Source organism: Pantoea sp. B9002 (assembly GCF_013385945.1).
Classification (GTDB): Bacteria; Pseudomonadota; Gammaproteobacteria; order Enterobacterales; family Enterobacteriaceae; genus Pantoea.
This window is the reverse complement of the sequence record NZ_JACAPA010000004.1, coordinates 20,454-44,235: the sequence shown is the minus strand read 5'-3', so window position 1 is coordinate 44,235 and position 23,782 is coordinate 20,454. Positions and strand designations below refer to the sequence as shown.

29 protein-coding genes are annotated in these 23,782 nt (G+C 55.1%); 20 read left to right on the top strand and 9 right to left on the bottom strand.

The window, feature by feature from the left end; genetic code table 11:
- Positions 1 to 84: 84 nt before the first annotated feature.
- Positions 85 to 1,374 (bottom strand): FliC/FljB family flagellin, encoded by a 1,290-nt coding sequence (locus tag HX773_RS03075; RefSeq protein ID WP_176970375.1) that lies wholly within the window; start codon positions 1,372 to 1,374, stop codon positions 85 to 87.
- 336 nt (positions 1,375 to 1,710) lie between these two features.
- Between HX773_RS03075 and fliD the strand changes: the two genes are divergently transcribed.
- Genes fliD through fliT form a run of 3 tightly spaced genes read left to right on the top strand, consistent with a single transcriptional unit; the run spans position 1,711 to position 3,911 of the window.
- Positions 1,711 to 3,138: a flagellar filament capping protein FliD gene (fliD, locus tag HX773_RS03070; protein WP_176970374.1), complete on the top strand. Its 1,428-nt coding sequence runs from the start codon at positions 1,711 to 1,713 to the stop codon at positions 3,136 to 3,138.
- A gap of 12 nt (positions 3,139 to 3,150) precedes the next feature.
- A complete protein-coding gene (gene fliS / locus HX773_RS03065; RefSeq protein ID WP_176970373.1) occupies positions 3,151 to 3,558 on the top strand; it encodes a flagellar export chaperone FliS in 408 nt (135 codons plus the stop codon).
- Entirely contained in the window at positions 3,558 to 3,911 is a 354-nt protein-coding gene (gene fliT, locus HX773_RS03060) for a flagella biosynthesis regulatory protein FliT (protein WP_176970372.1), read from the top strand. The genes fliS and fliT overlap by 1 nt, the downstream gene beginning before the upstream one ends.
- A gap of 127 nt (positions 3,912 to 4,038) precedes the next feature.
- Here the strand turns inward: fliT and yedD are convergent, their stop codons facing one another.
- Positions 4,039 to 4,506 (bottom strand): lipoprotein YedD, encoded by a 468-nt coding sequence (gene yedD, locus HX773_RS03055; RefSeq protein WP_176970371.1) that lies wholly within the window; start codon positions 4,504 to 4,506, stop codon positions 4,039 to 4,041.
- Between the two features lie 195 nt (positions 4,507 to 4,701).
- On the opposite strand from yedD, the gene HX773_RS03050 reads away from it, so the two are divergent.
- The 3 genes from HX773_RS03050 to HX773_RS03040 all read left to right on the top strand — a co-directional run bounded on the left by HX773_RS03050 (position 4,702) and on the right by HX773_RS03040 (position 8,025).
- On the top strand, positions 4,702 to 6,246 hold the full coding sequence (locus HX773_RS03050; RefSeq protein ID WP_176970370.1) for a methyl-accepting chemotaxis protein: 1,545 nt from the start codon (positions 4,702 to 4,704) through the stop codon (positions 6,244 to 6,246).
- An 11-nt stretch (positions 6,247 to 6,257) separates the two neighbouring features.
- Positions 6,258 to 7,547 (top strand): sugar ABC transporter substrate-binding protein, encoded by a 1,290-nt coding sequence (locus HX773_RS03045; protein ID WP_176970369.1) that lies wholly within the window; start codon positions 6,258 to 6,260, stop codon positions 7,545 to 7,547.
- 154 nt (positions 7,548 to 7,701) lie between these two features.
- Positions 7,702 to 8,025 (top strand): DUF6388 family protein, encoded by a 324-nt coding sequence (locus HX773_RS03040; protein ID WP_101764036.1) that lies wholly within the window; start codon positions 7,702 to 7,704, stop codon positions 8,023 to 8,025.
- 196 nt (positions 8,026 to 8,221) lie between these two features.
- On the opposite strand, the gene iraP is transcribed toward HX773_RS03040, so the two are convergent.
- Positions 8,222 to 8,515: an anti-adapter protein IraP gene (gene iraP / locus HX773_RS03035; RefSeq protein WP_061717593.1), complete on the bottom strand. Its 294-nt coding sequence runs from the start codon at positions 8,513 to 8,515 to the stop codon at positions 8,222 to 8,224.
- 63 nt (positions 8,516 to 8,578) lie between these two features.
- Here iraP and HX773_RS03030 point away from each other — a divergent pair, with 63 nt between their 5' ends.
- A complete protein-coding gene (locus tag HX773_RS03030; protein ID WP_007891408.1) occupies positions 8,579 to 8,818 on the top strand; it encodes a DinI-like family protein in 240 nt (79 codons plus the stop codon).
- A 20-nt stretch (positions 8,819 to 8,838) separates the two neighbouring features.
- Here HX773_RS03030 and HX773_RS03025 read toward each other — a convergent pair whose 3' ends face one another.
- The 4 genes from HX773_RS03025 to HX773_RS03010 form a co-directional block, all read right to left on the bottom strand.
- Positions 8,839 to 9,105 (bottom strand): hypothetical protein, encoded by a 267-nt coding sequence (locus tag HX773_RS03025; protein ID WP_008105375.1) that lies wholly within the window; start codon positions 9,103 to 9,105, stop codon positions 8,839 to 8,841.
- A gap of 156 nt (positions 9,106 to 9,261) precedes the next feature.
- Positions 9,262 to 9,750: a hypothetical protein gene (locus HX773_RS03020; protein WP_176970368.1), complete on the bottom strand. Its 489-nt coding sequence runs from the start codon at positions 9,748 to 9,750 to the stop codon at positions 9,262 to 9,264.
- Between the two features lie 82 nt (positions 9,751 to 9,832).
- Complete coding sequence (locus HX773_RS03015; RefSeq protein WP_176970367.1) at positions 9,833 to 10,162, bottom strand: hypothetical protein; 330 nt, start codon at positions 10,160 to 10,162, stop codon at positions 9,833 to 9,835.
- On the bottom strand, positions 10,143 to 10,532 hold the full coding sequence (locus tag HX773_RS03010; protein WP_007891426.1) for a hypothetical protein: 390 nt from the start codon (positions 10,530 to 10,532) through the stop codon (positions 10,143 to 10,145). Before HX773_RS03010 ends, HX773_RS03015 begins: the two co-directional genes overlap by 20 nt.
- Before the next feature lie 144 nt (positions 10,533 to 10,676).
- Between HX773_RS03010 and HX773_RS03005 the strand changes: the two genes are divergently transcribed.
- Positions 10,677 to 11,324 (top strand): S24 family peptidase, encoded by a 648-nt coding sequence (locus tag HX773_RS03005; protein WP_176970366.1) that lies wholly within the window; start codon positions 10,677 to 10,679, stop codon positions 11,322 to 11,324.
- Positions 11,325 to 11,444: 120 nt separating this feature from the next.
- On the top strand, positions 11,445 to 12,656 hold the full coding sequence (locus HX773_RS03000; protein WP_176970365.1) for a diguanylate phosphodiesterase: 1,212 nt from the start codon (positions 11,445 to 11,447) through the stop codon (positions 12,654 to 12,656).
- Positions 12,657 to 12,689: 33 nt separating this feature from the next.
- Here the strand turns inward: HX773_RS03000 and HX773_RS02995 are convergent, their stop codons facing one another.
- Both HX773_RS02995 and fliE read right to left on the bottom strand, forming a co-directional pair.
- Positions 12,690 to 13,397, bottom strand: coding sequence for a YnfC family lipoprotein (locus HX773_RS02995; RefSeq protein ID WP_176970364.1), 708 nt, complete (start codon positions 13,395 to 13,397; stop codon positions 12,690 to 12,692).
- Positions 13,398 to 13,525: 128 nt separating this feature from the next.
- On the bottom strand, positions 13,526 to 13,837 hold the full coding sequence (fliE, locus tag HX773_RS02990; protein ID WP_008105389.1) for a flagellar hook-basal body complex protein FliE: 312 nt from the start codon (positions 13,835 to 13,837) through the stop codon (positions 13,526 to 13,528).
- Positions 13,838 to 14,095: 258 nt separating this feature from the next.
- On the opposite strand from fliE, the gene fliF reads away from it, so the two are divergent.
- The 11 genes from fliF to fliP all read left to right on the top strand — a co-directional run bounded on the left by fliF (position 14,096) and on the right by fliP (position 23,754).
- Positions 14,096 to 15,826, top strand: a complete 1,731-nt coding sequence (fliF, locus tag HX773_RS02985) for a flagellar basal-body MS-ring/collar protein FliF (protein WP_176970363.1) — start codon at positions 14,096 to 14,098, stop codon at positions 15,824 to 15,826.
- Complete coding sequence (gene fliG / locus HX773_RS02980) at positions 15,823 to 16,815, top strand: flagellar motor switch protein FliG (RefSeq protein ID WP_176970362.1); 993 nt, start codon at positions 15,823 to 15,825, stop codon at positions 16,813 to 16,815. The genes fliF and fliG overlap by 4 nt, the downstream gene beginning before the upstream one ends.
- Entirely contained in the window at positions 16,808 to 17,509 is a 702-nt protein-coding gene (gene fliH / locus HX773_RS02975; protein WP_176970361.1) for a flagellar assembly protein FliH, read from the top strand. Before fliG ends, fliH begins: the two co-directional genes overlap by 8 nt.
- Complete coding sequence (gene fliI, locus HX773_RS02970; RefSeq protein WP_176970360.1) at positions 17,509 to 18,873, top strand: flagellar protein export ATPase FliI; 1,365 nt, start codon at positions 17,509 to 17,511, stop codon at positions 18,871 to 18,873. The genes fliH and fliI overlap by 1 nt, the downstream gene beginning before the upstream one ends.
- A gap of 19 nt (positions 18,874 to 18,892) precedes the next feature.
- Complete coding sequence (fliJ, locus tag HX773_RS02965; RefSeq protein WP_008105396.1) at positions 18,893 to 19,336, top strand: flagellar export protein FliJ; 444 nt, start codon at positions 18,893 to 18,895, stop codon at positions 19,334 to 19,336.
- A complete protein-coding gene (locus tag HX773_RS02960; protein WP_176970359.1) occupies positions 19,333 to 20,595 on the top strand; it encodes a flagellar hook-length control protein FliK in 1,263 nt (420 codons plus the stop codon). The genes fliJ and HX773_RS02960 overlap by 4 nt, the downstream gene beginning before the upstream one ends.
- Before the next feature lie 129 nt (positions 20,596 to 20,724).
- A complete protein-coding gene (gene fliL / locus HX773_RS02955) occupies positions 20,725 to 21,210 on the top strand; it encodes a flagellar basal body-associated protein FliL (protein ID WP_176970358.1) in 486 nt (161 codons plus the stop codon).
- Between the two features lie 4 nt (positions 21,211 to 21,214).
- Positions 21,215 to 22,222, top strand: coding sequence for a flagellar motor switch protein FliM (gene fliM, locus HX773_RS02950; protein WP_008105401.1), 1,008 nt, complete (start codon positions 21,215 to 21,217; stop codon positions 22,220 to 22,222).
- A complete protein-coding gene (gene fliN / locus HX773_RS02945; protein WP_008105402.1) occupies positions 22,215 to 22,625 on the top strand; it encodes a flagellar motor switch protein FliN in 411 nt (136 codons plus the stop codon). The genes fliM and fliN overlap by 8 nt, the downstream gene beginning before the upstream one ends.
- 2 nt (positions 22,626 to 22,627) lie before the next feature.
- Positions 22,628 to 23,023 carry a flagellar biosynthetic protein FliO gene (fliO, locus tag HX773_RS02940; RefSeq protein WP_176970357.1) on the top strand — a complete coding sequence of 132 codons (396 nt, stop codon included), beginning with the start codon at positions 22,628 to 22,630 and terminating at the stop codon, positions 23,021 to 23,023.
- Complete coding sequence (gene fliP, locus HX773_RS02935; protein ID WP_061723562.1) at positions 23,023 to 23,754, top strand: flagellar type III secretion system pore protein FliP; 732 nt, start codon at positions 23,023 to 23,025, stop codon at positions 23,752 to 23,754. The genes fliO and fliP overlap by 1 nt, the downstream gene beginning before the upstream one ends.
- The last annotated feature ends 28 nt before the right edge of the window (positions 23,755 to 23,782 follow it).

Below are 23,782 nucleotides of genomic sequence, written 5' to 3'. Positions count from 1 at the left end.
TTGCTGGCTATGCTTTCAGCCCAATCGTCAGCACTCGTTAGTCTGGTGCTAAAAAATCAGAATATCACTTGGGCCGAAGGATTATTAGCCCTGCAGCAGAGACAGAACCTGCTGAGGAACCTGGTTAGCTTTAGCCAACACTGAGTTACCCGCCTGCTGGATGATCTGTGCTTTAGACATATTGGAAACTTCTGTTGCGTAGTCAGCATCCTGAATACGAGACTGTGCTTCGGACAGGTTCGTCGTTGTGTTATTCAGGTTGGTGATAGCTGAATCCAGACGGTTTTGAACCGCACCAAGGCTTGAACGATAGGTATCAACTTTAGCGATTGCTTTATCCAGCATCGCCAGAGGATCTTTAGTCGCTGCGCCTGCAAACTCAGTAGTTGCGCCAGAACCGCTTAATTCGATACCGCTAGTCGTGCCAGAAGTAACAGCCGTTGCATCCTGGCTATCGGCCAGCAGACCAGAAGACACTGAATAGTTTTTGCCCTGTACACTAACGAATGCAACTGCTTTACCGGTAGAGTCAGCACCAACCTGAACCAATTTACCGCTCTGAGTTGCAGCGTTAGCACCAATACCGTTGGCTGAATCACCATAAGAAACGTCAGTAGTGTTCAATTCAACTTTACCAGCGTCAGTACCCGCGTTGTCTACTGACACTGAGTAGTAGTCGCTACCAGACTGAACGACATAACCGCTTGAACCAGTAATTTGGTGCAAAGAAAGGGTGCTTGCATCAACGCCCAGAGTTTTCGCAGCATCAGACAGGTCAACGTTAGTCAGTACGCCGCTGTCGCCAGCAACCTGTGTAACCGCTGCGCCAACGCTCAGTGCGTTTTTAGATACTGAGAAACCGCTCAGGCCCAGAGTTGAAGAGTCGATTTGCTCCAGGTTGATGTTGATGGTTTGACCATCATTTGCGCCAACCTGAATGCTCATGGAGCCATTCTTGGACAGCACGTTCACGCCGTTAAATGCAGTCTGACCTGATACGCGGTCAATTTCGTCCAGACGTGATTTGATTTCGTCCTGGATTGAAGACAGGTCAGAATCTGAGTTAGTACCGTTCTGAGACTGTACAGTCAGTTCACGGATACGCTGTAAGTTGTTGTTGATTTCTGACAGTGCGCCTTCAGTAGTCTGCGCTGCAGAGATACCGTCGTTTGCGTTACGCGCTGCCTGAGTCAGGCCGTTGATGTTAGAAGTGAAGCGGTTGGCAATTGCCTGGCCCGCTGCGTCATCTTTAGCGCTGTTAATACGAAGACCAGAAGACAGACGCTCGATAGAGGTAGACAGAGCAGACTGGTTCTTGTTGATGTTGTTCTGAGTGATCAGCGAGAGGCTGTTGGTATTAATGACTTGGGCCATGATAATTTTCCTGTTAATCAAGTCTTTCGGTTAAGGTGTGGGCTTCAACCCGCCGGCTTCAGCGCCGTCAATGTTGTTATCGTCTGCCCTTAAACAACCTTTAGATTTTTTTTAGGACCAGGTGAAAATTTTTCCCTTCAACCTGTCACGCTTATCTTTATCGCCCTCTCTGCACACTTCTTTAGCCTTTTAATCATTTTTTCTAGCGCCAGAAATACCCTTCTCTATATACGCTATTCACTTCATCACTCCTGGATAATTAATTTTAAACTTTGCCCATTCCAAGCCGATAACCCGGGTATTCAAACTCCGTGTCGACCACTTAAAGGAAACAACATGGCAAGTATCTCTACGCTGGGTATCGGTTCTGGCCTCGACTTAAGTACCATCCTTGATAACCTGACTACTGCTGAGAAAGCGTCATTAACGCCCATCTCTAATCAGCAGACGGCCTATACCGCTAAATTGAGCGCGTATGCCACGCTTAAAAGTTCGCTCTCTACCTTTCAGACCGCTAATACTAAGCTGAATGACGCTGACCTTTTTACAGCGACATCTGCAACCAGCAGCTCCAGTGCTTTCAGTGCCACCACAACGGGAAGCGTTGCTGCTGGTAAATACACGATTAGCGTGACTCAATTGGCTCAGGCACAAACTTTGACGTCCGCAGTGCAAACCAGCAATACCAACGCATTGGGCGACAGCTCTGTCAGTAGTCGCAGCCTGGCCATTACGCTGAAAGACGGAACAAGTAAGAGCATTACTCTTACCTCTGATCAGACATCCTTAACCGGGATGCGTGATGCCATCAATGGAGCGGATGCTGGCGTTACTGCCAGCATTATCAAAGTCGGTGATGGGAGCTATCGACTGTCACTCACCTCAAGCGAGACGGGTAGCGATAACGCAGTTAGCAAGATTGCTGTGACAGGCGATGATACGTTGCAGGCGATAGTCGGCTATGACTCTACCGCCAGTACCAATCCAATGACACAAAGCGTAGCAGCGCAAAATGCCAAACTGACGGTGAACAATGTCGAGATTGAAAACAGTAGCAATGTGATAAGTGATGCCCTGGAAGGGATCACTCTCAATCTCAATGACACCACCAGTAGTAACCAGACGCTGACTATTGCAAAAGACACAACTAAAGCTAATAGCGCCATTTCAAATTGGGTAGATGCCTACAACACCTTGCTGGACCAGTTCAGCTCGTTGACCAAATACACCGCTGTGGATGTCGGCGCAGATGCGCAAGACACCAGCAACGGCGCGCTGTTAGGTGACAGCACCCTGCGCACCATCCAGACGCAGCTGAAAAGCATGCTGACCAATGCGCAGAGTTCTTCTACTTATAAATCGCTGGCGCAAATCGGTATCACCACCGACCCAACCACCGGTTCGCTGGAGCTGGATTCCGATAAGCTGGAAACCGCGCTGAGCAGCGATGCCGATGGCGTGAAAGAGATGATTGTCGGTGACGGTAAAACCACCGGCATCACCACCACCATCGCCACCAATCTGACCGGTTGGCTCTCCAGCACCGGTATCGTGCAGGCCGCGACTGATGGCGTGAGTAAAACGCTGAACGACCTGACCGATCAGTACAACACCATGAGTACGCGTATCGACAACATGGTGGCGCGTTATAAAACTCAATTTACTCAGCTTGATGTTCTGATGAGTTCGTTGAACCAGACCAGCAGCTATCTGACGCAGCAGTTCGAGTCATCAAGCAGTTCAAGCTCTAGCAGCTCATCCTAATAGGGAATGACTATGTACAGCGCAAACGGCACACAAGCCTACGCAAAAATCGGGGTGGAGAGCTCAGTGATGAGCGCCAATCAACAGCAGTTGATTACCTTGCTGTTTGACGGTGCGATCAGCGCACTGGTCCGCGCCCGCCTGTTTATGCAGGACAACAATATCCAGGGAAAAGGTAACTCGATTTCCAAGGCCATTAACATCATCGAGGGCGGACTCAAGCAGGGCCTCGATGAGCAATCAGGCGATGACCTTACCGACAACCTGTTAGGGCTCTATTCCTACATGGTTCGTCGTCTGGTTCAGGCTAATCTGCGTAATGATGTCGAAGCCCTCGAAGAAGTTGAAGGTCTTCTGCGCAATATCGCTGATGCCTGGAAAGAAGTCGTACAACCTCAACACCTTCAGGACGCCGTTTAATGAATATTGCACCGTCACTTGTCACCGTTTACCAACAGTTACTCGACCTCAGCCACGGAATGCTGCGTTTGGCAGCAGACGGCGAATGGGATGATTTGATTACCAAGGAAGTGGACTATGTCAGTGCGGTGCAAAGACTGGCGCAAACAACCGAAGCCGCCGCACCGTCGCGCCAGCTGCAAGAGCAACTGCGTCCGGTGTTACGCCATATTCTCGATAATGAGAGCGAAGTGAAACGTCTGCTGCAGTTGCGTATGGATGAATTGACGCAGCTGGTGGGCCAGTCATCGATGCAGAAATCGGTGATGAGTGCGTATAGTAAGCAAGGTAGTGTGTATTTGCCGCAGAGTTGATTCGGATTCTGCGCGCTGGTGCCCTCACCCCGGCCCTCTCCCACGGGGAGAGGAAGACGCTGCAATATGTCAGATGGGGCTCGATCGGTTCCCTCTCCCTGTGGGAGAGGGTTAGGGTGAGGGAAAACTACTTCTGCGTCGCCGTTGAAACCGGGCGCATAATCTCTGGCTCGATATTCTGAATCACCGCGTCGTTCGGACGCTTCGCCACTTCTTCCAGCGCCTGCTGACATTCAACGGTTGGGCGATCCACTTTACGCAGTCTCAACCCATCGTAACGCAGCTCGCCGTTCTCCAGCACCAGCGGCATCACGCGCACCTGGCGCGTCACGTTGACCCAGTCATCGCCCAGACGGGTTAATTTGCCCGGCTTGGCAATCACGCGCTGCCACTGGCGGCAATCCAGCGTGTCGCCTTCGGCACCGATAATCAGGCTGCCCATCGCTTGCTTGCTGATCAGCTTGCTCTGCGGGCCCACGGTTTGCCAGTTGCCTTTGAGCTCCAGCGGCGCCGGGGTTTTCACCGCTTGGTCATAATTGCTGATCTGCGCACAGCCACTCAGCGCCAGCGCGGCCACTATCATCCACTTTTTCATTCTCGGTCCCTACACTCGCATCAATGGCGGCTACGTTATAATTTTTCCCGCCCGTTGCGCAAGGTATCTGCTGCGCGCCGCACGTTTTTCCTCAAGCTGTTCACTTCTACGCCGATAACTCTTCTGGAGTTAAAAGTACCTGCAAAAACAATAATTACCGACTACACACTCACCTTCGTTACGGAGAACACCGTTATGCGATTGACTCTTCGCGCGCGTCTGACATCAATTGTTGGCCTGCTGTGCATTTTACTGATTGTTGCCGCCATCTGGGGAATCATCGGCCTGCGCGCCGCCGACCAACGGGCGCAAAACGCCTACCAGAATGAGCTGTTACCGCTGCAATATTCCTCCCGCCTGTACCGCATGGTGCAGGAACAATCCTCGACCCTGTTCGATGCCCTGCGCTACTGGACCGACAGCAGCGAAGTGGATAAACGTCTGGCGCGCATCACGCACTATGGCGAGCAGATAGCCAAAGACCGCCAAACCTGGCAGCAGCTGTCGTTTGATGCGCAAACCAAACCGCTCAGCCAGCAATTCATCACCCATCTCGACGGCTGGCAAACCGCATTGAAGGATGCCGGTGAACTGCTGAAAGGTGGCAATCCGTCCGGCGCGCTGGTGGTGATTGAAACCCGCCTGCGCAGCGGCAGTCAGCTGCTGCAACAGGACATCGACCAGCTCGATGCGTTGATGCGTCAGCATGCGGAACTCACCTATCAGCAGAGCAACAGCGATTACCAGTTAGCGCGTAATAGCCTGATTATCATTTTGCTGGTCGGGCTGAGCGTGGCGCTGGTGTTCGGCTGGCTGCTGATCCGCTCGATCAACCGTTCGATTGGCCAGGCGCGCGAGTTGGCCGAATCAATTGCGGCCGGTGAACTGAACCATGATATCGGCAGCGTTTCGCGCGATGAGATGGGCGAACTGATGCAGTCGCTGCTGCGCATGGATGTGCGTCTGGCGGAGATCGTGCGCGAAGTGGGCGAAAGCGCCAGCGCGCTGAGTGATGCGGCGCGTCAGATGGCCGACGGCAACGACGATCTTTCTGAACGCACCCATTCGCAGGCCAGCTCGCTGGAACAGACCGCTGCCAGCATGGAGCAGATGACCGCCACGGTGAAACACAACGCCGATAACGCGGCGCAGGCCAACGAGCTGGCAACCGACGTGCGTCATCAGGCCGAACGTGGCAGCAGCGTGCTGCGTGATGCGGTCAGCGCGATGGAGGAGATCGAATCTTCCAGCAAGCGCATCGCCGATATCAACCGGGTGATCGATGAGATCGCCTTCCAGACCAACCTGCTGGCGCTCAACGCGGCTGTCGAAGCAGCGCGCGCGGGCGAACAGGGGCGCGGCTTTGCCGTGGTGGCGTCCGAAGTGCGTCAGCTGGCGCAGCGATCCGCCGGAGCCGCCCACGAGATCAAAGCGTTGATTGATGCCAGCGTGGGTAAAGTGGAAGCCGGCAGCGCGCTGGTGCAGCGTTCCGGCGCGATGCTCAATGACATCAATCTGGGCGTGGCGCGCGTGGTGGATATTGTCGGGGAAATTGCCGTAGCCAGCCGCCAGCAATCCAGCGGCATTGAGCAGGTCAACACCGCGGTGATTCAGATGGATGGCGCGACGCAGCAAAATGCCTCGCTGGTGCAGGAAGCCAGCGCCGCCAGCCAGACCGTCAGCGAACATGCCGGATTGCTGGTGGAGAAGATGGCCTTCTTCCGCCTGCAACAGCGCTAAGGAGCGAGATGATGCGTAAACTTCTCGCGATGTTGCTGGCCATGCCGCTGCTAACTCAGGCGGCGACCACGCTGAATATCGCCACCATCGCCAACGGCGATATGACCATCATGCAGCAGCTCGCCACGCGCTATGAGCAGGAACATCCTGACGTCAAACTGCAATGGCATGTGATGGACGATGGCGCGCTGCGTCAGGCGGTGCTGTCGGCGATGAACAGCGGCCAGGCGCAGTTCGATGTCATCACCGTCGGCACCTATGAAGCGCCGCTTTGGGGTGAAAAAGGCTGGCTGGCACCGCTGAATAAGCTGCCTGCGGATTACGACAGCGATGATCTCATCGCACCGGTGCGCAAAGCGCTGTCGTTCCAGCAAACGCTCTACGCCCTGCCGTTCTACGGCGAAAGCAGCATGACCTACTACCGCAAAGATCTGTTTGCGCAGAAAGGGTTAACCATGCCCGATAATCCCGACTGGACCGATATCAAAAACTTCGCCGCCAAACTGACTGACCCGCAAAAAGGCATTTACGGTCTGTGCCTGCGTGGCCAGCCAGGCTGGGGCGATAACGTGGCGTTCATGACCACCATGGCGAATGCTTATGGCGCGCAATGGTTCGATGAAAACTGGCAGCCGACGCTTAACTCGCCAGAGTGGCGCGAGGCGCTGGGTGATTATTTGCAGGTGGTGAAGCAGGATGGACCGCCGGATACGGTGAAAAACAGTTTTGGCCAGATTCTGCGCCTGACCGCGCAAGGCAAATGCGCCATGTGGATCGACAGCACGGTGGCGGCCGGTTTGCTGGTGAATCCGCAGATTTCATTAGTCGCCGATAAGCTGGCCTTTGCGCCTGCGCCGGGCGGTATTACGCGCAACGGCTCCAATTGGTTGTGGTCGTGGGCGCTGGCGGTACCGGCGAATACGCCGAATCGCGAGGCGGCGATTGCCTTTATTAGCTGGGCGACGTCAAAACAGTATATCCAGCAAGTGGCCGATACCGTTGGCTGGGGCGCGGTGCCGCCGGGCAGCCGCAATTCGACGTATCAGCAGGCGAGCTATCAGCGTCTGGCGCCGTATGCAGCGCAGGTGCGTGCGGCGATTGATTCCGCCACCGTCGAACAGCCGACGCTCAATCCGGTGCCTTATCAGGGCGTGCAGTACGTGAGTATTCCCGGATTTGATCAGATGGGTAACGCCGTCGGGCAGAATCTGGCGGATATGCTGAGCGGCAAACTGACGCTGGATGAGGCGCTGACGAAAAATCAGCAGGACGTGATGCGGATTTATCAGCAGTTGCATTGATATGCTGTGATCAAAAGTTACACATACCGTAGCGGCGCGATTTATCGCGCAATAAATTGCGCCGCTACGATGCCCGTGTTCTGTAAGATCTGAAACTGACAAGGCCACATGCGCGCGTTACACTAGCGCGCAAGTTGATACGCAGGAACACCGAATGAAAACCCCAGAAGAGTATTACGCTCAGGCGCGCACGATGTTTTTCGCCGCTCACCCCGATTTCCAGTCTGCACTGGATGAACTCACCGAAAGCGATGCCCGTCAGGCTAACCTGTCATTAGCGCAGTTACGCGACTGGCATGCAGAACGTATTTATGCCGCGTTTTTGCGTCAGAAGAAGCTGGACGGCATGCTGTTTTCCATTCAGCTGGCGGAACCCGATAAAGCCGTCGCCGCGGATGCCATTGAAAAGTATCTGAAATCTCACGCGGAAGCGTTAGGCATGACGTGGGAAGAGTTCTGCATTAAGAACGAGCTGTAATCTGCAACGCACTGAAAATGCATCAAAGATACATCTCCAACCACACAAATTGTTCAGGAAAAAGTTGTACAAGTCGTTCGAACTTGTATAACTTACTCATCACGACGTCAGTCGTAGATTGTCCTTGAACGAATGGTGCTGTTGCACCGCCTCTGGAAGTGTTGCTGGATTTCCACTTCCAGAGGTAATATTTTTTCTACCCTTCCCGCTCGATCCCTTTCACTTCGATATAACTTGCCACCGCCAGTAGACGATTCACGTGGGTCAGCAGCAGATCAACATCGGACTGTAAAAACTCCTGCGAGGCGCGTGAAGCAGTCACAATCGCCTCTTGCACCGTATCGGAAATGGTCAACGAGTTATTCTCTTTCGCCTGAATCAGCAGCGCCGCAATCAATAACGACTGCGCCTCAACCTGCGCCACCAGCTCTTTTGCTTCCACATCCATTTTTGCCATTTTCAATAAGATATCGATAACCAGTTGGCGCATATTTACCCCTGTTTTTATTTACAGTACTATATCGCACCCGATCCAATGAATGGAACGACCCTGATGTTTGTGGAGTTGATTTACGATAAGCGTAACGTGGCCGGATTACCGGGTGCACGCGAGATGATTTTGCAGGAGTTGGAAAAGCGTGTACAGCGCGTCTTTCCCGATATTGAGGTGCGCGTCAAACCAATGGAGCGTAACGCAATAGATACCGATATGAGTAAGAACGATAAAGCGACGATTGCGCGGATTGTTGAAGAGATGTTCGATGAGGCAGAAATGTGGCTGGTGGCCGATTAGGCCACCAGTGCGATAAGCGCTTAGCTTTCCTGCTCAGCATGGTTGATGGCGATTTCCAGATCCTGAATCGCCTCATCAATGTCATCCAGCAGCTTGCCCTGTTTGTTCAGCAAGGTATCGAAGCGTCCCGCATATTCTGTGTCTTTGTACTCACCCGCATCAAACGCCAGCCAGTGGGCAGACAGCGTCTCAGTGTTGGTCTGCGCGTAGTGGCGCATCTCTTTAAGCTGGGAGGTGACATCACGCAGGTAGTCAGTTTTGGTTTTTACAGTTTCTGTATCACTCATGCTATCTTCCTTTTCGCTTAATAAGACGATTTAAATAACGCTTGAATGATTAAAGGTAGTGCAAAATATCGAAGCTGCCTTAGGAATAATCGGAAGTGACTAAAACCTGTTAGTAAACAGGGGACATCCCGGTCCCCGATGCTGAGTCGTCAGGCATTACAGATACTTCCTCGCCAGATCAATCAGCTCATCCTTCGCTGCATCGCCCAGTTTGATCACGCCCTGCTCGACAAAGCTAAACGCTCTGACGAAATCCTTCACGCCTTCTGAGAACGCCTGAGTTCCGTCGTGACTCTCCGCCGTTGCGGCGGCTGGCGGCGCGTCGGCTGCAGCGGGAGCAGCGACGTCCGGTACGCTGGGTGCCGCAACGTCGGCTGGCGCAGGCGTTACTGCCTCCGGCGCTGCAGTGGCCGCCGCCTCCGCGGGTGCAGCGGTTATCGCCTCTGGTGCCGCAGCCGGTGTAACCTCAGCCGGTGCCGCTGCGGGCGCAACTTCAGGTGCGGCTTCTGCGACGACAGCGGGCGCCGCTTCAGGCGCTGCAGCGGTCTCAGGTGCAGCAACGGGCGTAGCGACTTCGTTGGCGAAATCTTCCGCCGGTGACGATGCGATGGTGCTGGTTGGATTGATGACAGTTTGATCGCTCATAATGCTCTCCTTCTTACTAAATAAAGATCGCAGTCGGGCAAGAGTGGCTGCAATCCACGGGGTAATTCGCATAATGCCCTCCTTAACGCTTGGGTTGAGGTGGCGACTTATCTCCTTCTGCCGGTTTCCCTTTGTCAGCCGGATTGCTGACCGGGTGCTTCAATGTCCCATCGAGTTTGTTCTGCAGCGCCACCAGCTGGCTGGTGAGCTCTGCCACGCGCGCTTCACGCCGTTCCGATATGGTTCGATATTGCTGTCGAATCTCTTCAACACGCTGATTGGCGCTGTTACTGACGAACAAAAACAGCACCGTCATCGCCACGCACATCAGCGACAACATCAGCAGAAAGCCGCCGAAGAACAGTTGGCGCCGATGGTTTTTCACTACGTACTCACTGTTTATCTGCATCATCACGACTCTCCTCCAGAGTGGTAATCAGTTGGTTAACCTGACTGCGAAACTTATCGCTGTGCTCGGCTTCGGTGGTCGCCAGCAAAATGCTCAAGGCGTTTTTAATCAGCCGCAGATCGGTTTCCAGCGAAGAGATACGCCGCAGGTTTTTGTCATGTCGGATGCGCAATTCATCGTTTTCCTGGCGCATCAAGGCGTGACCTTCTTTGAGCAGCATCACCTGTTCTTTGTAGCTGGTGATGATCTCCCCGCCGGCACGATTACTGGTGACGATAGCGGCGATACCCGCCATTAACGGTTTCCAGAACACAGCTGCTGCGCCGCCGCCGAGAAGCAACGCACCTACGCTGGTGACTAAACTACTTTCCATGCTTCACCTCTCACCCCTGGCAAGGGTTGTGCCCCATAAGCACGCTGACCACCCTTGCCAGCTTCGCGGTCAACGCCTGAATTTAAGTTTACTTTAACTTATGAATTTAAGTATACTTAAGTCGTTCCTTCAGGAGATGTCAAGATGATGAAAAAAGAATCTTCCGGTGAGCGCATCCGGGCACGACGTAAAGCACTACAGTTGACGCAGCAGGCACTGGCAAAGAGCATCGGTGTATCGCATGTAGCTGTATCGCAATGGGAAAAAGAAGAAACCGTACCGCGTGGCGAGAATTTGCTGCGGCTCGCGGAGTGGCTGCAATGCACAGCGGCGTGGATTATTGACGGGGACGGCGAAGTGTTTGCCACCCACGCCAAAGCCGCACCGGTTGCGGCGGTGCCATTGATTAGCCTGGCGCAAGCGTCGACGTGGTTGGGCGAGCAGCGATTGTTGCTCAAGCAGCAGGCCACGCGCTTTCTCTACAGCGAAAGTCAGTTGGGCGATGGCGCGCTGGCAGTCACGGTAGAAGATCACGCGATGCAGCCCGATTACCGGCCCGGTGACAAAGTGATCTTTGATCCGGACGTTCAGCCGCAGCCGGGCGATGTGGTGCTGGCGCTGGTGGATGGCGTGGCGCGGGTGCGGATTTATCGCCTGCAAACGCAACAACAGGATGAACAAATCTTCACATTGCGCGCGCTGAATGATGACTTTCCGCAGCTGCATTCGGCGGAATCTGCGCTGCAAATCATCGGCACGCTGATGGAGTTGCGACGTTACCGAAGCGGCTAGCCGCTTCGCTTAACCTGTTATTTTAAAAAAAGTTTAGCCTGAGCGCGGGAAGCTATGGACAGACCCCGCGGTAAGACTGCTAATCTAGCCGCAAAATAATAAATTATCCGGACAATCTCGATGCTCACCACAATTATCTACCGCAGCCATCTGCACGATCACGTGCCAATTAAAACGCTCGAAGATATGGTTGCTAAAGCCAATAGCAAAAATAAAAACTTCGACGTCACCGGCATTCTGCTGTTCGACGGCCTGCACTTCTTCCAGCTGCTGGAAGGCCCGCGCGAGGCCGTTCAGGGCATTTACAAGCGTATTTGTCAGGACGCACGCCACCATAATCTGGTGGAGTTAATGCACGACTTTGCGCCCGAACGCCGCTTTGGCAAAGTTGGCATGGAGTTGTTCGATCTGCGCGAGCATGACAAAGACACTGTACTGCAAGCGGTGCTGGATAAAGGCACGTCGCGTTATCAGCTCACCTACAAAGATCGCGCGCTGCAGTTTTTGCGCACCTTCGTAGTGGCGCGCGACAAAGAGAACTACTTCGAGATCCCGCCAGCCAATACCTGGGAATTTATTCCCGATAATGAATGGCAGAACGATCTGGAGGGTATCGATCAAAGCCTGCAGGATTGCCGTTTCGCCTTTCAGCCTATCATCGATCCCTTCGCGCGCCGCATCACTTCGTTTGAAGCACTGATTCGCACGCCGAACGGTGGCTCACCGGACGAGTATTTCTCCGCATTTGGCGGCGAAGCGATTTATCACGCGGATATCAAATCGAAACGCCTGGCCTTTAGCGTGGCGAGCAAACTGGGGATTGGCGAGCATCGTCTGTCGATCAACCTGCTGCCGATGTCGCTGGTGACGGTGCCAAATGCGGTGGATTTTCTGCTTAGCGAGATCAACGCCAGCGGGCTGGTGCCGCAGCAGGTGATTGTCGAAGTGACCGAAAATGAGATCATTTCGCGCTCGGATGAATTTGCTGCCGAAGTGAGAAAGTTGAAAGCGGCGGGTATCAGCCTGGCGCTGGACGATTTTGGTGCCGGTTTTGCTGGCTTGTCGCTGTTATCGAAATTCCAGCCGGACAAAATCAAAATCGATCGCGAGCTTATCCGCGATGTGCACAAAAGCGGTCCGAAGCAGGCGATCATGCACGCCATCATCAAGTGCTGCGCCTCGCTGGAGATTGCGGTGATTGCCGAAGGTGTCGAGCAAGCGGAAGAGTGGATGTGGCTGGAAGCCGCGGGCATTAGCCAGTTCCAGGGTTTCCTGTTTGCTCATCCGCTGCTGAATGGATTCCCGGCGGTGGCGTGGCCTGAGATTAAATAGTGTGGCGGTCGCCATCAATGGCGACCCTACAAATTAGTAATACGTCACTTCGATATTGCCATACTGCTTATCAATCACGTTGCCTGCCGCGTCAGCGGTAATAATGTCGCAATAATAGGGAATGTCGTTTTTATATTTGCAGACATTGCTGACGGTTTTAATTTGGTCATTACGCTTCACCGTGGTAACCACGTCAGAGATCTTTTTCTTATCTTCTGATCGCACCGCAGTAGCGCGTGATACTTCCGTTCCGGCCTGGGTAATACTCAAGACCGCCATTTCACCGGCGCTGTTATAAGCGAGGTGAAACGCTGCATCGGAGGCGGGCGATGAGATCTGCTCCACCAAACCCTGTTTGTTATAGGCAATATCCACGGCCATGGTCGGCGTGACTTTCTTCACCATGGCGCAGTTATTATCCAGCGTCACCACCACGTCCTGACCGTTTTCACTGCCTTTTAATTGGTCGCCGTCGCGCGTCACTTCAATCACTTCGCCGTCTTTGCGCACTGATTTAACGTGCGTTGGACAGCCGTTGCGGTCGAAATCAACATTCACTTCGAAGAGTTGCTGACCGTCGGCGGTAAACAGCGTTTGATGGGTCGTTTTGACGTTGCCGGGCAGCGCTTCAAATTGATACAGATAGGCAAAGTTTTTCATTTGCGGGTAGAAAGTCGCGTCATCCTTGTCACATCCCGAGAGCAGGACGATGGCGAGTAAAAACAGCAGGGTTTTCTTCACGTGAGAATCCTCTTCTCAAAATAAGGCAGCGCGTTTGGCGGTGTACTCACTGTGATGCAGCAACCTTCCCGCCTGAGATAAAACCATCACCGCGCTGGACTATACCCGAAAGAAATACCCGAAAGAAACTAAACCTGCATGCTCATAATATCGGTATACGCCGACACCAGTTTGTTACGCACCTGCACGCCCATCTGCATGGAAATAGAGGATTTTTGCAGATCGACCATCACATCATTTAACTGGATGCCCGGTTTACCCATCTCAAAATCCTGCGCCTGCGCGCGGGCCGTGGTCTGGGTTTCACTGATCTTGTCGAGTGCTGCTTTCATGGTGGCACTGAAATCGACCTGATTAGTGGATTCCGCTTGCTTACCGCTGGCCTGCAGAGACGTCATCTGCAGCTGCTGCAGCACACCCTCAATCGCCTGAATTGACATTGCCTGACCCCTATTGAAGAAGTGATTAAATTTTCACGATGAGAAAGTTAACACACTGTCAATAGGACAAAGGCGCTAAATGACCGCAAAAAACCCGGCTTATCCACCCATCGATGTGACCGGTTTCAACAAATAATGCCTGCCATTAAGTGGAATTTAATTTTTCTCCTCTCCCGATTTTAGGGGAGAAGTATTCAGGGAGTACGTTTTGTCACCACAACACCACACCCGGTCAATAATGTCAGGCAGGAATCGGTCATGAATGCGAGTGCAGCCGCTACACAGGATTCAGCAAAGAAAGGCTTCAGTGACCTTCTCGCCCGCCTGCGCGCCAATCCGCGTATTCCCTTAATTATCGCTGCTGCTGCGGTTATCGCAGTGGTGTTTGCGTTGGTGCTCTGGGCGAAAGCGCCGGACTATCGCGTCCTTTATAACAACCTCTCCGATGAGGATGGCGGCGCGATTGTCACTCAGCTGACGCAAATGAACATTCCTTACCAGTTCGCTGATAACGGTGGAGCACTGATGGTGCCCGCCGATAAAGTGCATGAGCTGCGTCTGCGTCTGGCCCAACAAGGTTTGCCGAAAGGCGGTAACGTTGGCTTCGAGCTGATGGACAAAGAGAAGTTCGGTATCAGCCAGTTCAGCGAGCAGATCAACTATCAGCGTGCGCTGGAAGGTGAACTGTCGCGCACCATCGAAACGCTCGGTCCGGTGAAGAGCGTGCGCGTGCATCTGGCGATGCCGAAACCGACCTTGTTCGTGCGTGAGCAGAAAGCCCCTTCCGCCTCGGTGACGCTGAACCTGCAGCCAGGCCGCGCATTAGATGAAGGCCAGATTCAGGCCATTCAGCATATGGTCTCCAGCAGCGTAGCCGGTTTGCCGCCGGGCAACGTTACCGTTGTCGATCAGGCCGGTCGTCTGTTGACCCGCTCCGATAGCGAAGGTCGCGACCTGAACGATGCGCAACTGAAATATGCGTCTGAAGTGGAAGCGCGCTTCCAGCAGCGCATCGAAGCGATCCTGAATCCAATTGTCGGTCAGGGCAATGTGCATGCGCAGGTGACGGCGCAGATCAACTTCGACCGCAGCGAGCAGACCGACGAGAAATACCAGCCGAACGCCAATCCTAACAACAGCGCGGTGCGTTCGCGCCAGACCAGCAACTCCGAACAGAATGGCAGCCCGTATCCAGGCGGCGTGCCGGGTGCATTGTCGAATCAGCCTGCGCCAGCCAATACCGCGCCGGTGACCAATCCGCCAACCAATAACAACAATAATGCCAATGGTCAGAACGCTAACGCGCAAACCGCCAATGCGCAGAATAACGGCAGCACCACCAGCACCGCACAACCTTCTGGCCCGAGCAGCTCAACGCGCAACGACACGGTGAACTACGAGCTGGATCGCACCATTCGTCATACCAAGCTGAACGTCGGCGATGTGCAGCGCCTGTCGGTTGCCGTAGTGGTGAACTACCGCGACGACGGCAAAGGCAAAGCGGTGGCGCTCAACGAGCAGCAGATTAAGCAGATTGAAGATTTAACCCGTGAAGCGATGGGCTATTCGCAAACCCGTGGCGACAGCGTCAACGTGGTGAACTCGCAGTTCAACATGACCGAGCCAGCCGGTGGCGACCTGCCATTCTGGCAGCAGCAATCGTTCTTCGACCAGTTGATGACTGCCGGTCGCTGGCTGCTGGTGGCGTTGGTTGGCTTCATCCTCTATCGCAAGCTGGTACGTCCACAGCTGATGCGTAAGAAAGAGCAGGAGAAGGCAGCGGCTGAAGCGCTGGCGGCACGCTCTGCGGCAATGGAAGAAGAAGAAGCCTTTAACGTTCAGCTCAGCAAAGACGAGCTGGATCAGGAGCGTAAATCTACTAACCGCATGAGCGCCGAGGTGATGAGCCAGCGTATCCGCGACATGTCTGAAAACGATCCGCGCGTCGTTGCGCTGGTTATCCGCGAATGGATGAGTAAAGAACTATGAGTCTGACCGGTACAGAAAAAAGCGCCATTCTGATGATGACCATCGGCGAAGAGCGCGCGGCGGAGGTGTTCAAACACCTCAACCAGCGTGAAGTTCAGCACCTGAGTGGCGCCATGGCCAACATGCGCCAGGTTTCACACAAACAGCTGACCGAAGTGCTGCGTGAGTTCGAAATCGATGCTGAACAGTTTGCGGCGCTGAGCCTCAACTCCAACGATTACCTGCGTTCGGTGCTGATCAAAGCGCTGGGCGAGGAGCGCGCCTCAAGCCTGCTGGAAGATATTCTCGAGAAAAACGAGACCACCAGCGGTATGGAAACGCTCAACTTCATGGAGCCACAGGCGGCCGCCGACCTTATTCGCGACGAGCATCCGCAGATTATCGCCACCATCCTTGTCCACCTCAAACGTGGTCAGGCGGCGGATATTCTGGCGCTGTTCGACGAACGTCTGCGTCACGATGTGATGCTGCGTATCGCCACCTTCGGCGGTGTCCAGCCGGCGGCGCTGGCGGAACTGACCGAAGTGCTGAACAACCTGCTCGACGGTACCAACCTCAAGCGCGCGAAGATGGGCGGCGTGAGAACCGCAGCAGAAATTATCAACCTGATGAAAACCCAGCAGGAAGAAGCGGTTATCGAAGCAGTACGCGACTTCGATGGCGAGCTGGCACAGAAGATCATCGACGAGATGTTCCTGTTCGAAAACCTGGTGGAAGTCGACGACCGCAGCATCCAGCGCCTGTTGCAGGAAGTGGAATCCGAGCAGTTGCTGGTGGCATTGAAAGGTGCCGAGCAGCCGCTGCGCGAGAAGTTCCTCAAGAACATGTCCGCCCGTGCGGCCGATATCCTGCGCGACGATCTGGCCAACCGTGGTCCGGTACGTATGTCGGCGGTGGAGAACGAACAGAAGGCCATTCTTCTGGTGGTGCGCCGCTTAGCAGAATCCGGCGAGATGGTGATTGGTGGTGGCGAGGAAACCTATGTCTGATGCCTTTTCCGCCCGCGCCTGGCAGCGCTGGCAGCCTGATGATTTAGGCAGCCCGTTTGGTGCCGAACCGGAGCCTCAGCTTGAGGAGCCGGAGATTGATGTCGAACTGAGCGCCGAAGCGGAACAGCAACAACAGCTGGAACGCATGCAGCAGCAGATGCGCAAAGAGGCGCAGACCCAGGGCTACAGCGAAGGCTATCAGAAAGGTTTCGCCGAAGCGCAACAGAACGGTTATGACGCCGGTTTCCAGCAAGGCTTAGCCGATGCGCAGCAGCAGCAAGCGCCGCTGCAGGCACGTATGCAGCAGCTGGTGACCGAGTTCCATCACACGCTCGAAGCGCTCGACAGCGTGATCGCTTCGCGTCTGATGCAGTTGGCGCTGGAAGCCGCGCGCACGGTGATTGGCCAGGCCACGCAGGTGGATGGCACCGCCCTGCTGCGTCAGATCCAGCAGCTGATTCAGCAGGAACCGATGTTCAGCGGCAAGCCGCAACTGCGCGTTCATCCGGACGATTTGCAGCGCATCGAGCAGACGCTCGGCCCAACGCTTGATCTGCACGGCTGGCGCTTGCTGGCCGACAGCACGCTGCATCCCGGCGGCTGTAAGCTCAGCGCCGAAGATGGCGACCTTGATGCGAGCGTGGCAACGCGCTGGCAGGAGCTGTGCCGCCTGGCCGCTCCGGGGACACTGTAATGACCTCCTCACGCCTTTCACGCTGGCTCGGCGCGCTCGATGCCTTCGAAGATCGCATTTCGCAGGTGCAAACCGTGCGTCGTTACGGTCGCCTGACGCGCGCCACCGGCTTAGTGCTGGAAGCCACCGGCCTGCAACTGCCGCTCGGTGCGACCTGCATTATTGAACGTACCGATGGCAGCAAGATCACTGAAGTTGAAAGTGAAGTGGTCGGCTTCAACGGCCAGAAACTGTTAATGATGCCGCTGGAAGAAGTCGACGGCATTTTGCCAGGCGCACGCGTGTATGCGCGCGTCAGTGGCGACAGCGGGCACAGCGGCAAACAGATGCTGCTGGGTCCGGAACTGCTGGGTCGCGTGCTGGACGGCAGCGGCAAACCGCTGGATGGTTTGCCCGCGCCGGAAACCGGCTATCGCGCCCCGCTGATCACCGCCCCGTTTAACCCGCTGCAACGTACGCCGATTGAAGATGTGCTGGATACCGGCGTGCGCGCCATCAACGCCCTTCTTACCGTCGGTCGCGGTCAACGTATGGGACTGTTCGCTGGTTCCGGCGTCGGTAAAAGCGTGCTGCTTGGCATGATGGCGCGCTACACCAAAGCCGACGTGATCGTGGTGGGTTTGATTGGTGAACGTGGTCGTGAAGTTAAAGAGTTCATTGAAAACATTCTCGGTGCTGAAGGCCGCGCGCGTTCGGTGGTGATCGCCGCGCCGGCGGATGTCTCGCCGCTGCTGCGCATGCAGGGCGCTGCCTACGCCACGCGTATCGCCGAAGATTTCCGCGATCGCGGCCAGCACGTGCTGCTGATTATGGATTCCCTCACCCGCTACGCCATGGCGCAGCGTGAAATCGCGCTGGCCATCGGTGAGCCGCCGGCGACCAAAGGTTATCCGCCTTCGGTGTTCGCCAAACTGCCCGCGTTGGTAGAACGCGCCGGTAACGGCACGCACGGCGGCGGTTCAATCACCGCCTTTTATACCGTGTTGACCGAAGGTGACGATCAGCAAGACCCGATTGCCGACTCGGCGCGAGCCATTCTCGACGGCCACATTGTGCTGTCGCGTCGTCTGGCCGAAGCCGGTCACTATCCGGCGATTGATATTGAAGCGTCGATCAGCCGCGCCATGACCTCATTAATTGATGAGACGCACTATGCGCGCGTGCGCCAGTTCAAACAGTTGCTCTCCAGCTTCCAGCGTAACCGCGATCTGGTGAGTGTGGGTGCGTATGCCGCAGGCAGCGATCCGATGCTGGACCGAGCCATCAAGCTCTATCCGGAGATGGAAGCCTTCCTGCATCAGGGCATTTTCGAACGCAGCGACTACGACGATGCCTGTTTGCATCTGCAGGCGATGTTCGGTTAACGCCAAACGAGGTTAAGTCATGAAAACGGCCAGTGCGATCAACAAGCTGCGCGATATGGCGGAGCAGGAACTGGAGAGTGCGGTGATTCACCTCGGCGATATGCGCCGTGGTGTGCAACAGGCCGACGAACAACTCAGCATGCTGCTGGATTATCAGGATGAGTATCGCAATAAGCTCAATCAGGATATGTCCGGCGGCATCGCCAGCACGCGCTGGACCAATTATCACCAGTTTATTCAGACGCTGGAAAAAGCCATCGAACAGCATCGCCAACAGCTTTCCCAGTGGAATCAGCGCCTCGACACCGCGCTGAGCAACTGGCGTGAAAAGCATAAGCGACTCAATGCTTATCAAACGCTGATTACGCGCGCTGAGGAAAACGCATTACGACAAGAAAACCGTCTCGATCAGAAACGGATGGATGAATTTGCCCAACGGGCCGCATTGAGGAAAGGCGAATGATTACGCTGCCAACAGTTGCTACGCAAACCTCGGTTTTGGGAGACGCTGACAGTTCAGTTTCATCAGATCTTTTGCAGGGCGCGGATGCGCTGCCGCAGGGATTTATTACTGAACTCGGCAACCGCTTGCTGACGCTGGTAAAGCAACAAGCTGTTAACACGCAATCGACTGATCTGACAGCAGAAGTTGATGAAAAAGACGTCAGTAAGGCCTCTTTGAGCGCGTTATTGCAGGCGCTGGAGAAACCAGATGCGTTAAACGCACTTTTACAGCCGGAAAACACTAAAGCCACGCTGAAATCAGCCGATGATAAAGACAAGAGTGAGGCAAGTTCGTTAACTGCCAGCGACTTACAGAATGTGCAGGCGTTATTCGCCATGTTGCCGGTGGCGGTAGAGAACCGCACCAGCCCAACGACCGTAAGTAGCAGCACAGGCGAAGGGAAAACCGACACTCGCGCTTCGCTTAATACCGCACTGTTAAGTGGTTCGCTGGCAGGTGCAGTAAAAGAAGAGCAAGCGCAGCCGGATGGTGCTCAGAAGAAATCCAGCGATGCTGTAACGCTCTTAACGCAAACGGCGAGCAGCACGCAGAGCAGCAGCGTCAGCACCACCGCCAGTAACAGCAGCGGATTGACGCTGGATGAGAGTTTTAAGCAGGTGCTGAATGCGCTGAGTAAGCCGGAAGAGCGCAGCGCCGCGCAGATCAGTGATGACCCGGTGACGCCGTTAACCAGCGCACCGCTCAGCGCCACCAGTTCGCTGGTGAGCAGCACCGCTTCGACCAGCACCACGCCGTCGACGCCAATGCTGAATGCGCAGCTCGGCAGCAGCGAGTGGCAGCAGGCGCTGAGTCAGCAGATTGTGATGTTTAGCCGCAACGGGCAGCAGAACGCCGAGTTGCGTTTACATCCGCAGGATCTGGGCGCTATCCAGATCAGCCTGACCCTCGATAAGGATCAGGCACAGTTAAGTATGGTTTCCAGCCACAGCCAAGTGAGGGCCGCGCTGGAAGCGGCTCTCCCTCAGCTGCGTACAGCGCTGGCGGAGAGCGGAATAAACCTGGGACAGAGTAACGTCAGCAGCGACGCCTTCGCACAGGGCCAGAGTTATCAGGGCCAGCAGGAAGGACGTCGTGACGGACAGCACGGCAGCTTTACCCTCTCCCAGGACAGTGACAACGAGATAACGCCTATTGCCGTCCCGGCAGCCCTTCAAGCGCGCGCGGCCGGTAACGGCGCTGTCGATATCTTTGCCTGACAGCCGCTAAACGCTGAAGGTAAGCGTAAAACCCGCGTCTTTTCTTCCCATTGTTTGACTTAAGACGCGGGATAATCTGTCCAGGTAAGCCGAGAGGCTTGCCCATAATTCACAGGAAGTAACTGCAAGATGTCTGATAACGCGAAAGCTAAAGGCCGCAAACGTTCACTACTACTACCGGTGTTACTGATTGTAACGCTGGCCGCTTGCAGCGTGGCAGGCTATGCAGTCTGGCGAATGATGAATAAACACGAAGGCAGCCAACCGGACGCGGCGAAAGTCGAGCCACCGGCTGCTCCCGTATTTTTTGCAATGGATACGTTTACAGTAAACCTGGTCAATCCTGACAACGATCCCGACCGTGTGCTGTACGTGGGTTTCACCCTGCGTCTGCCCGATGAGGATACCCGTCGTCGGTTGAACGATTACCTGCCGGAAGTGCGCAGCCGTCTGCTGTTACTGCTTTCGCGTCAAAGCGCGACGGCACTGGCAACAGAGCAAGGCAAGCAGGCCCTGGTTGAGCAGATCAAACAGGCGCTGGCGCCGCCGCTGGTAAAAGGTCAACCGGCTCAGGTTGTCAATGACGTGCTGTTTACCGCCTTCATTTTGAGGTGATTTAATGGGCGATAGCATTCTCTCCCAGGCTGAGATTGACGCGCTGCTTAATGGCGACAGTGACAGTGCGGAAGTAGAGAACAGTTCCAAAGGGACCGATGGCGATATCCGTCCCTATGATCCCAATACTCAGCGCCGCGTAGTCCGTGAGCGTCTGCAGGCGCTGGAGATCATCAACGAGCGCTTTGCCCGTCATTTCCGTATGGCGCTGTTTAACCTGCTGCGCCGTAGCCCAGATATTAGTGTGGGTGCGATCAAGATTCAGCCGTACCACGAGTTCGCCCGCAACCTGCCGGTGCCAACCAACCTGAACCTGATCCACCTGAAGCCGCTGCGCGGCACGGCGCTGGTGGTGTTTTCACCGAGCCTGGTCTTTATTGCTGTCGATAACCTGTTTGGCGGCGACGGTCGTTTCCCGACCAAAGTTGAAGGACGTGAATTTACCCATACCGAACAGCGCGTGATTCGTCGCATGCTGAAGCTGGCGCTGGATGGCTACAGCGACGCATGGAAAGCGATTTATCCGCTGGAAGTCGAGTATGTGCGTTCCGAGATGCAGGTGAAGTTCACCAACATCACTACGTCACCGAACGACATCGTGGTGAACACGCCGTTCCAGGTGGAGATTGGTAACCTGGTCGGTGAATTCAATATCTGTATTCCGTTTTCAATGATTGAGCCGCTGCGCGAGCTGCTGGTCAATCCACCACTGGAAAACTCACGCCGGGAAGATAATCACTGGCGCGACAATCTGGTGAAACAGGTGCAGCACTCGGAGCTGGAGCTGATTGCCCACTTCGCCGAAACATCGCTGCGCCTGTCACGTATTTTGCAGCTGAAACCCGGTGACGTCCTGCCCATTGAGAAGCCGGACCGCATCATTGCTCACGTCGATGGCGTGCCGGTGCTGACCAGCCAATACGGCACCATCAATGGCCAGTACGCCCTGCGTGTAGAACATTTGATTAACCCGATTTTGAATTCGCTGAACGAGGAACAGCCCGATGAGTGACAGCAAGAAACCGTCCGACGACGACATCTCCGCGGACGATCTGTGGGCTGCAGCTATGAACGAACAAACCACCACCAGCGCGCCAGATCCAACTGAAAATGTGTTCAAATCGCTGGAGAATCCTGGCATCAGCGGTTCGCTGCAGGATATCGATCTGATTATGGATATCCCGGTCAAACTGACCGTGGAACTGGGTCGCACCAAGATGACCATCAAAGAGCTGCTGCGTCTGACGCAGGGTTCGGTAGTGGCGCTGGATGGTCTGGCCGGTGAACCGCTGGATATTCTGATCAACGGTTATCTGATCGCGCAGGGTGAAGTTGTGGTGGTGAACGACAAATATGGCGTGCGCATCACCGACATCATTACCCCGTCTGAACGTATGCGTCGCCTGAGCCGTTAAGCATGTTAAAGCACACGCAAGCGGAACAACCGGTACCAAGCCAGCCGGTCGTCTCGACCGGTTCGGTGATTGGCCAGGTCAGCAGCGTGCTGGCGGTGATTGTTCTGCTGATTCTCGGCTGCGGCTGGCTGGCTAAACGCCTCGGTTTTGCACCGAAAACGGTAACCGGCCAGGCGCTGAAAGTCAGCGCGACGGTACAGGTTGGTCAGCGTGAGCGTGTGGTGATTGTTGATACCGCTGATGCGCGCCTGGTGTTGGGCGTTACCGCCCAGCAGATCACCCATCTGCACTCGTTACCGCCGTTGCCGCCGGAAGAACTGGCGAATCACAGCGCTGCCCCACAGGATTTTCGTCAGCTGTTCCAGAACCTGGTTAAACGTCCCGGAAAACCACAATGATGCGTCGATTACTTCCTCTTCTGCCGCTGCTGTTGCTGGCACCGGTTGCCCATGCGCAGCTGCCAGGTTTAATCAGCCAGCCGCTGGCGAACGGTGGCCAGAGCTGGTCGCTGCCGGTGCAGACGCTGGTGTTCATCACTTCGCTGACCTTTATTCCGGCCGTGCTGCTGATGATGACCAGCTTCACGCGCATCATTATTGTGTTTGGTTTGCTGCGTAACGCCCTCGGCACGCCGTCGGCGCCGCCAAACCAGGTGCTGCTCGGCCTGGCGCTGTTTCTCACCTTCTTTATTATGGCGCCGACCTTCGACAAGATTTACTCCGACGCCTATCTGCCGTTCAGCCAGGACAAAATCAGCATGGCCGACGCGATTGATAAAGGTGCTCAGCCGCTGCGTGAATTTATGCTGCGTCAAACGCGCGAGGCCGATTTAGCGCTGTTTGCCCGACTGGCTAACACCGCACCGATTCAGGGTCCGGAAGCGGTTCCGATGCGTATTCTGCTGCCGGCGTATGTCACCAGCGAACTGAAAACCGCCTTCCAGATTGGTTTTACCGTGTTCATCCCGTTCCTGATCATCGATCTGGTAGTCGCCAGCGTACTGATGGCGCTGGGGATGATGATGGTGCCGCCGGCTACCATTTCCCTGCCGTTCAAGCTGATGCTGTTCGTCTTGGTGGATGGCTGGCAGCTGCTGGTGGGTTCACTGGCGCAAAGTTTCTACTCTTGAGTGGCGTTCGCCCTCACCTTTCTTTCTC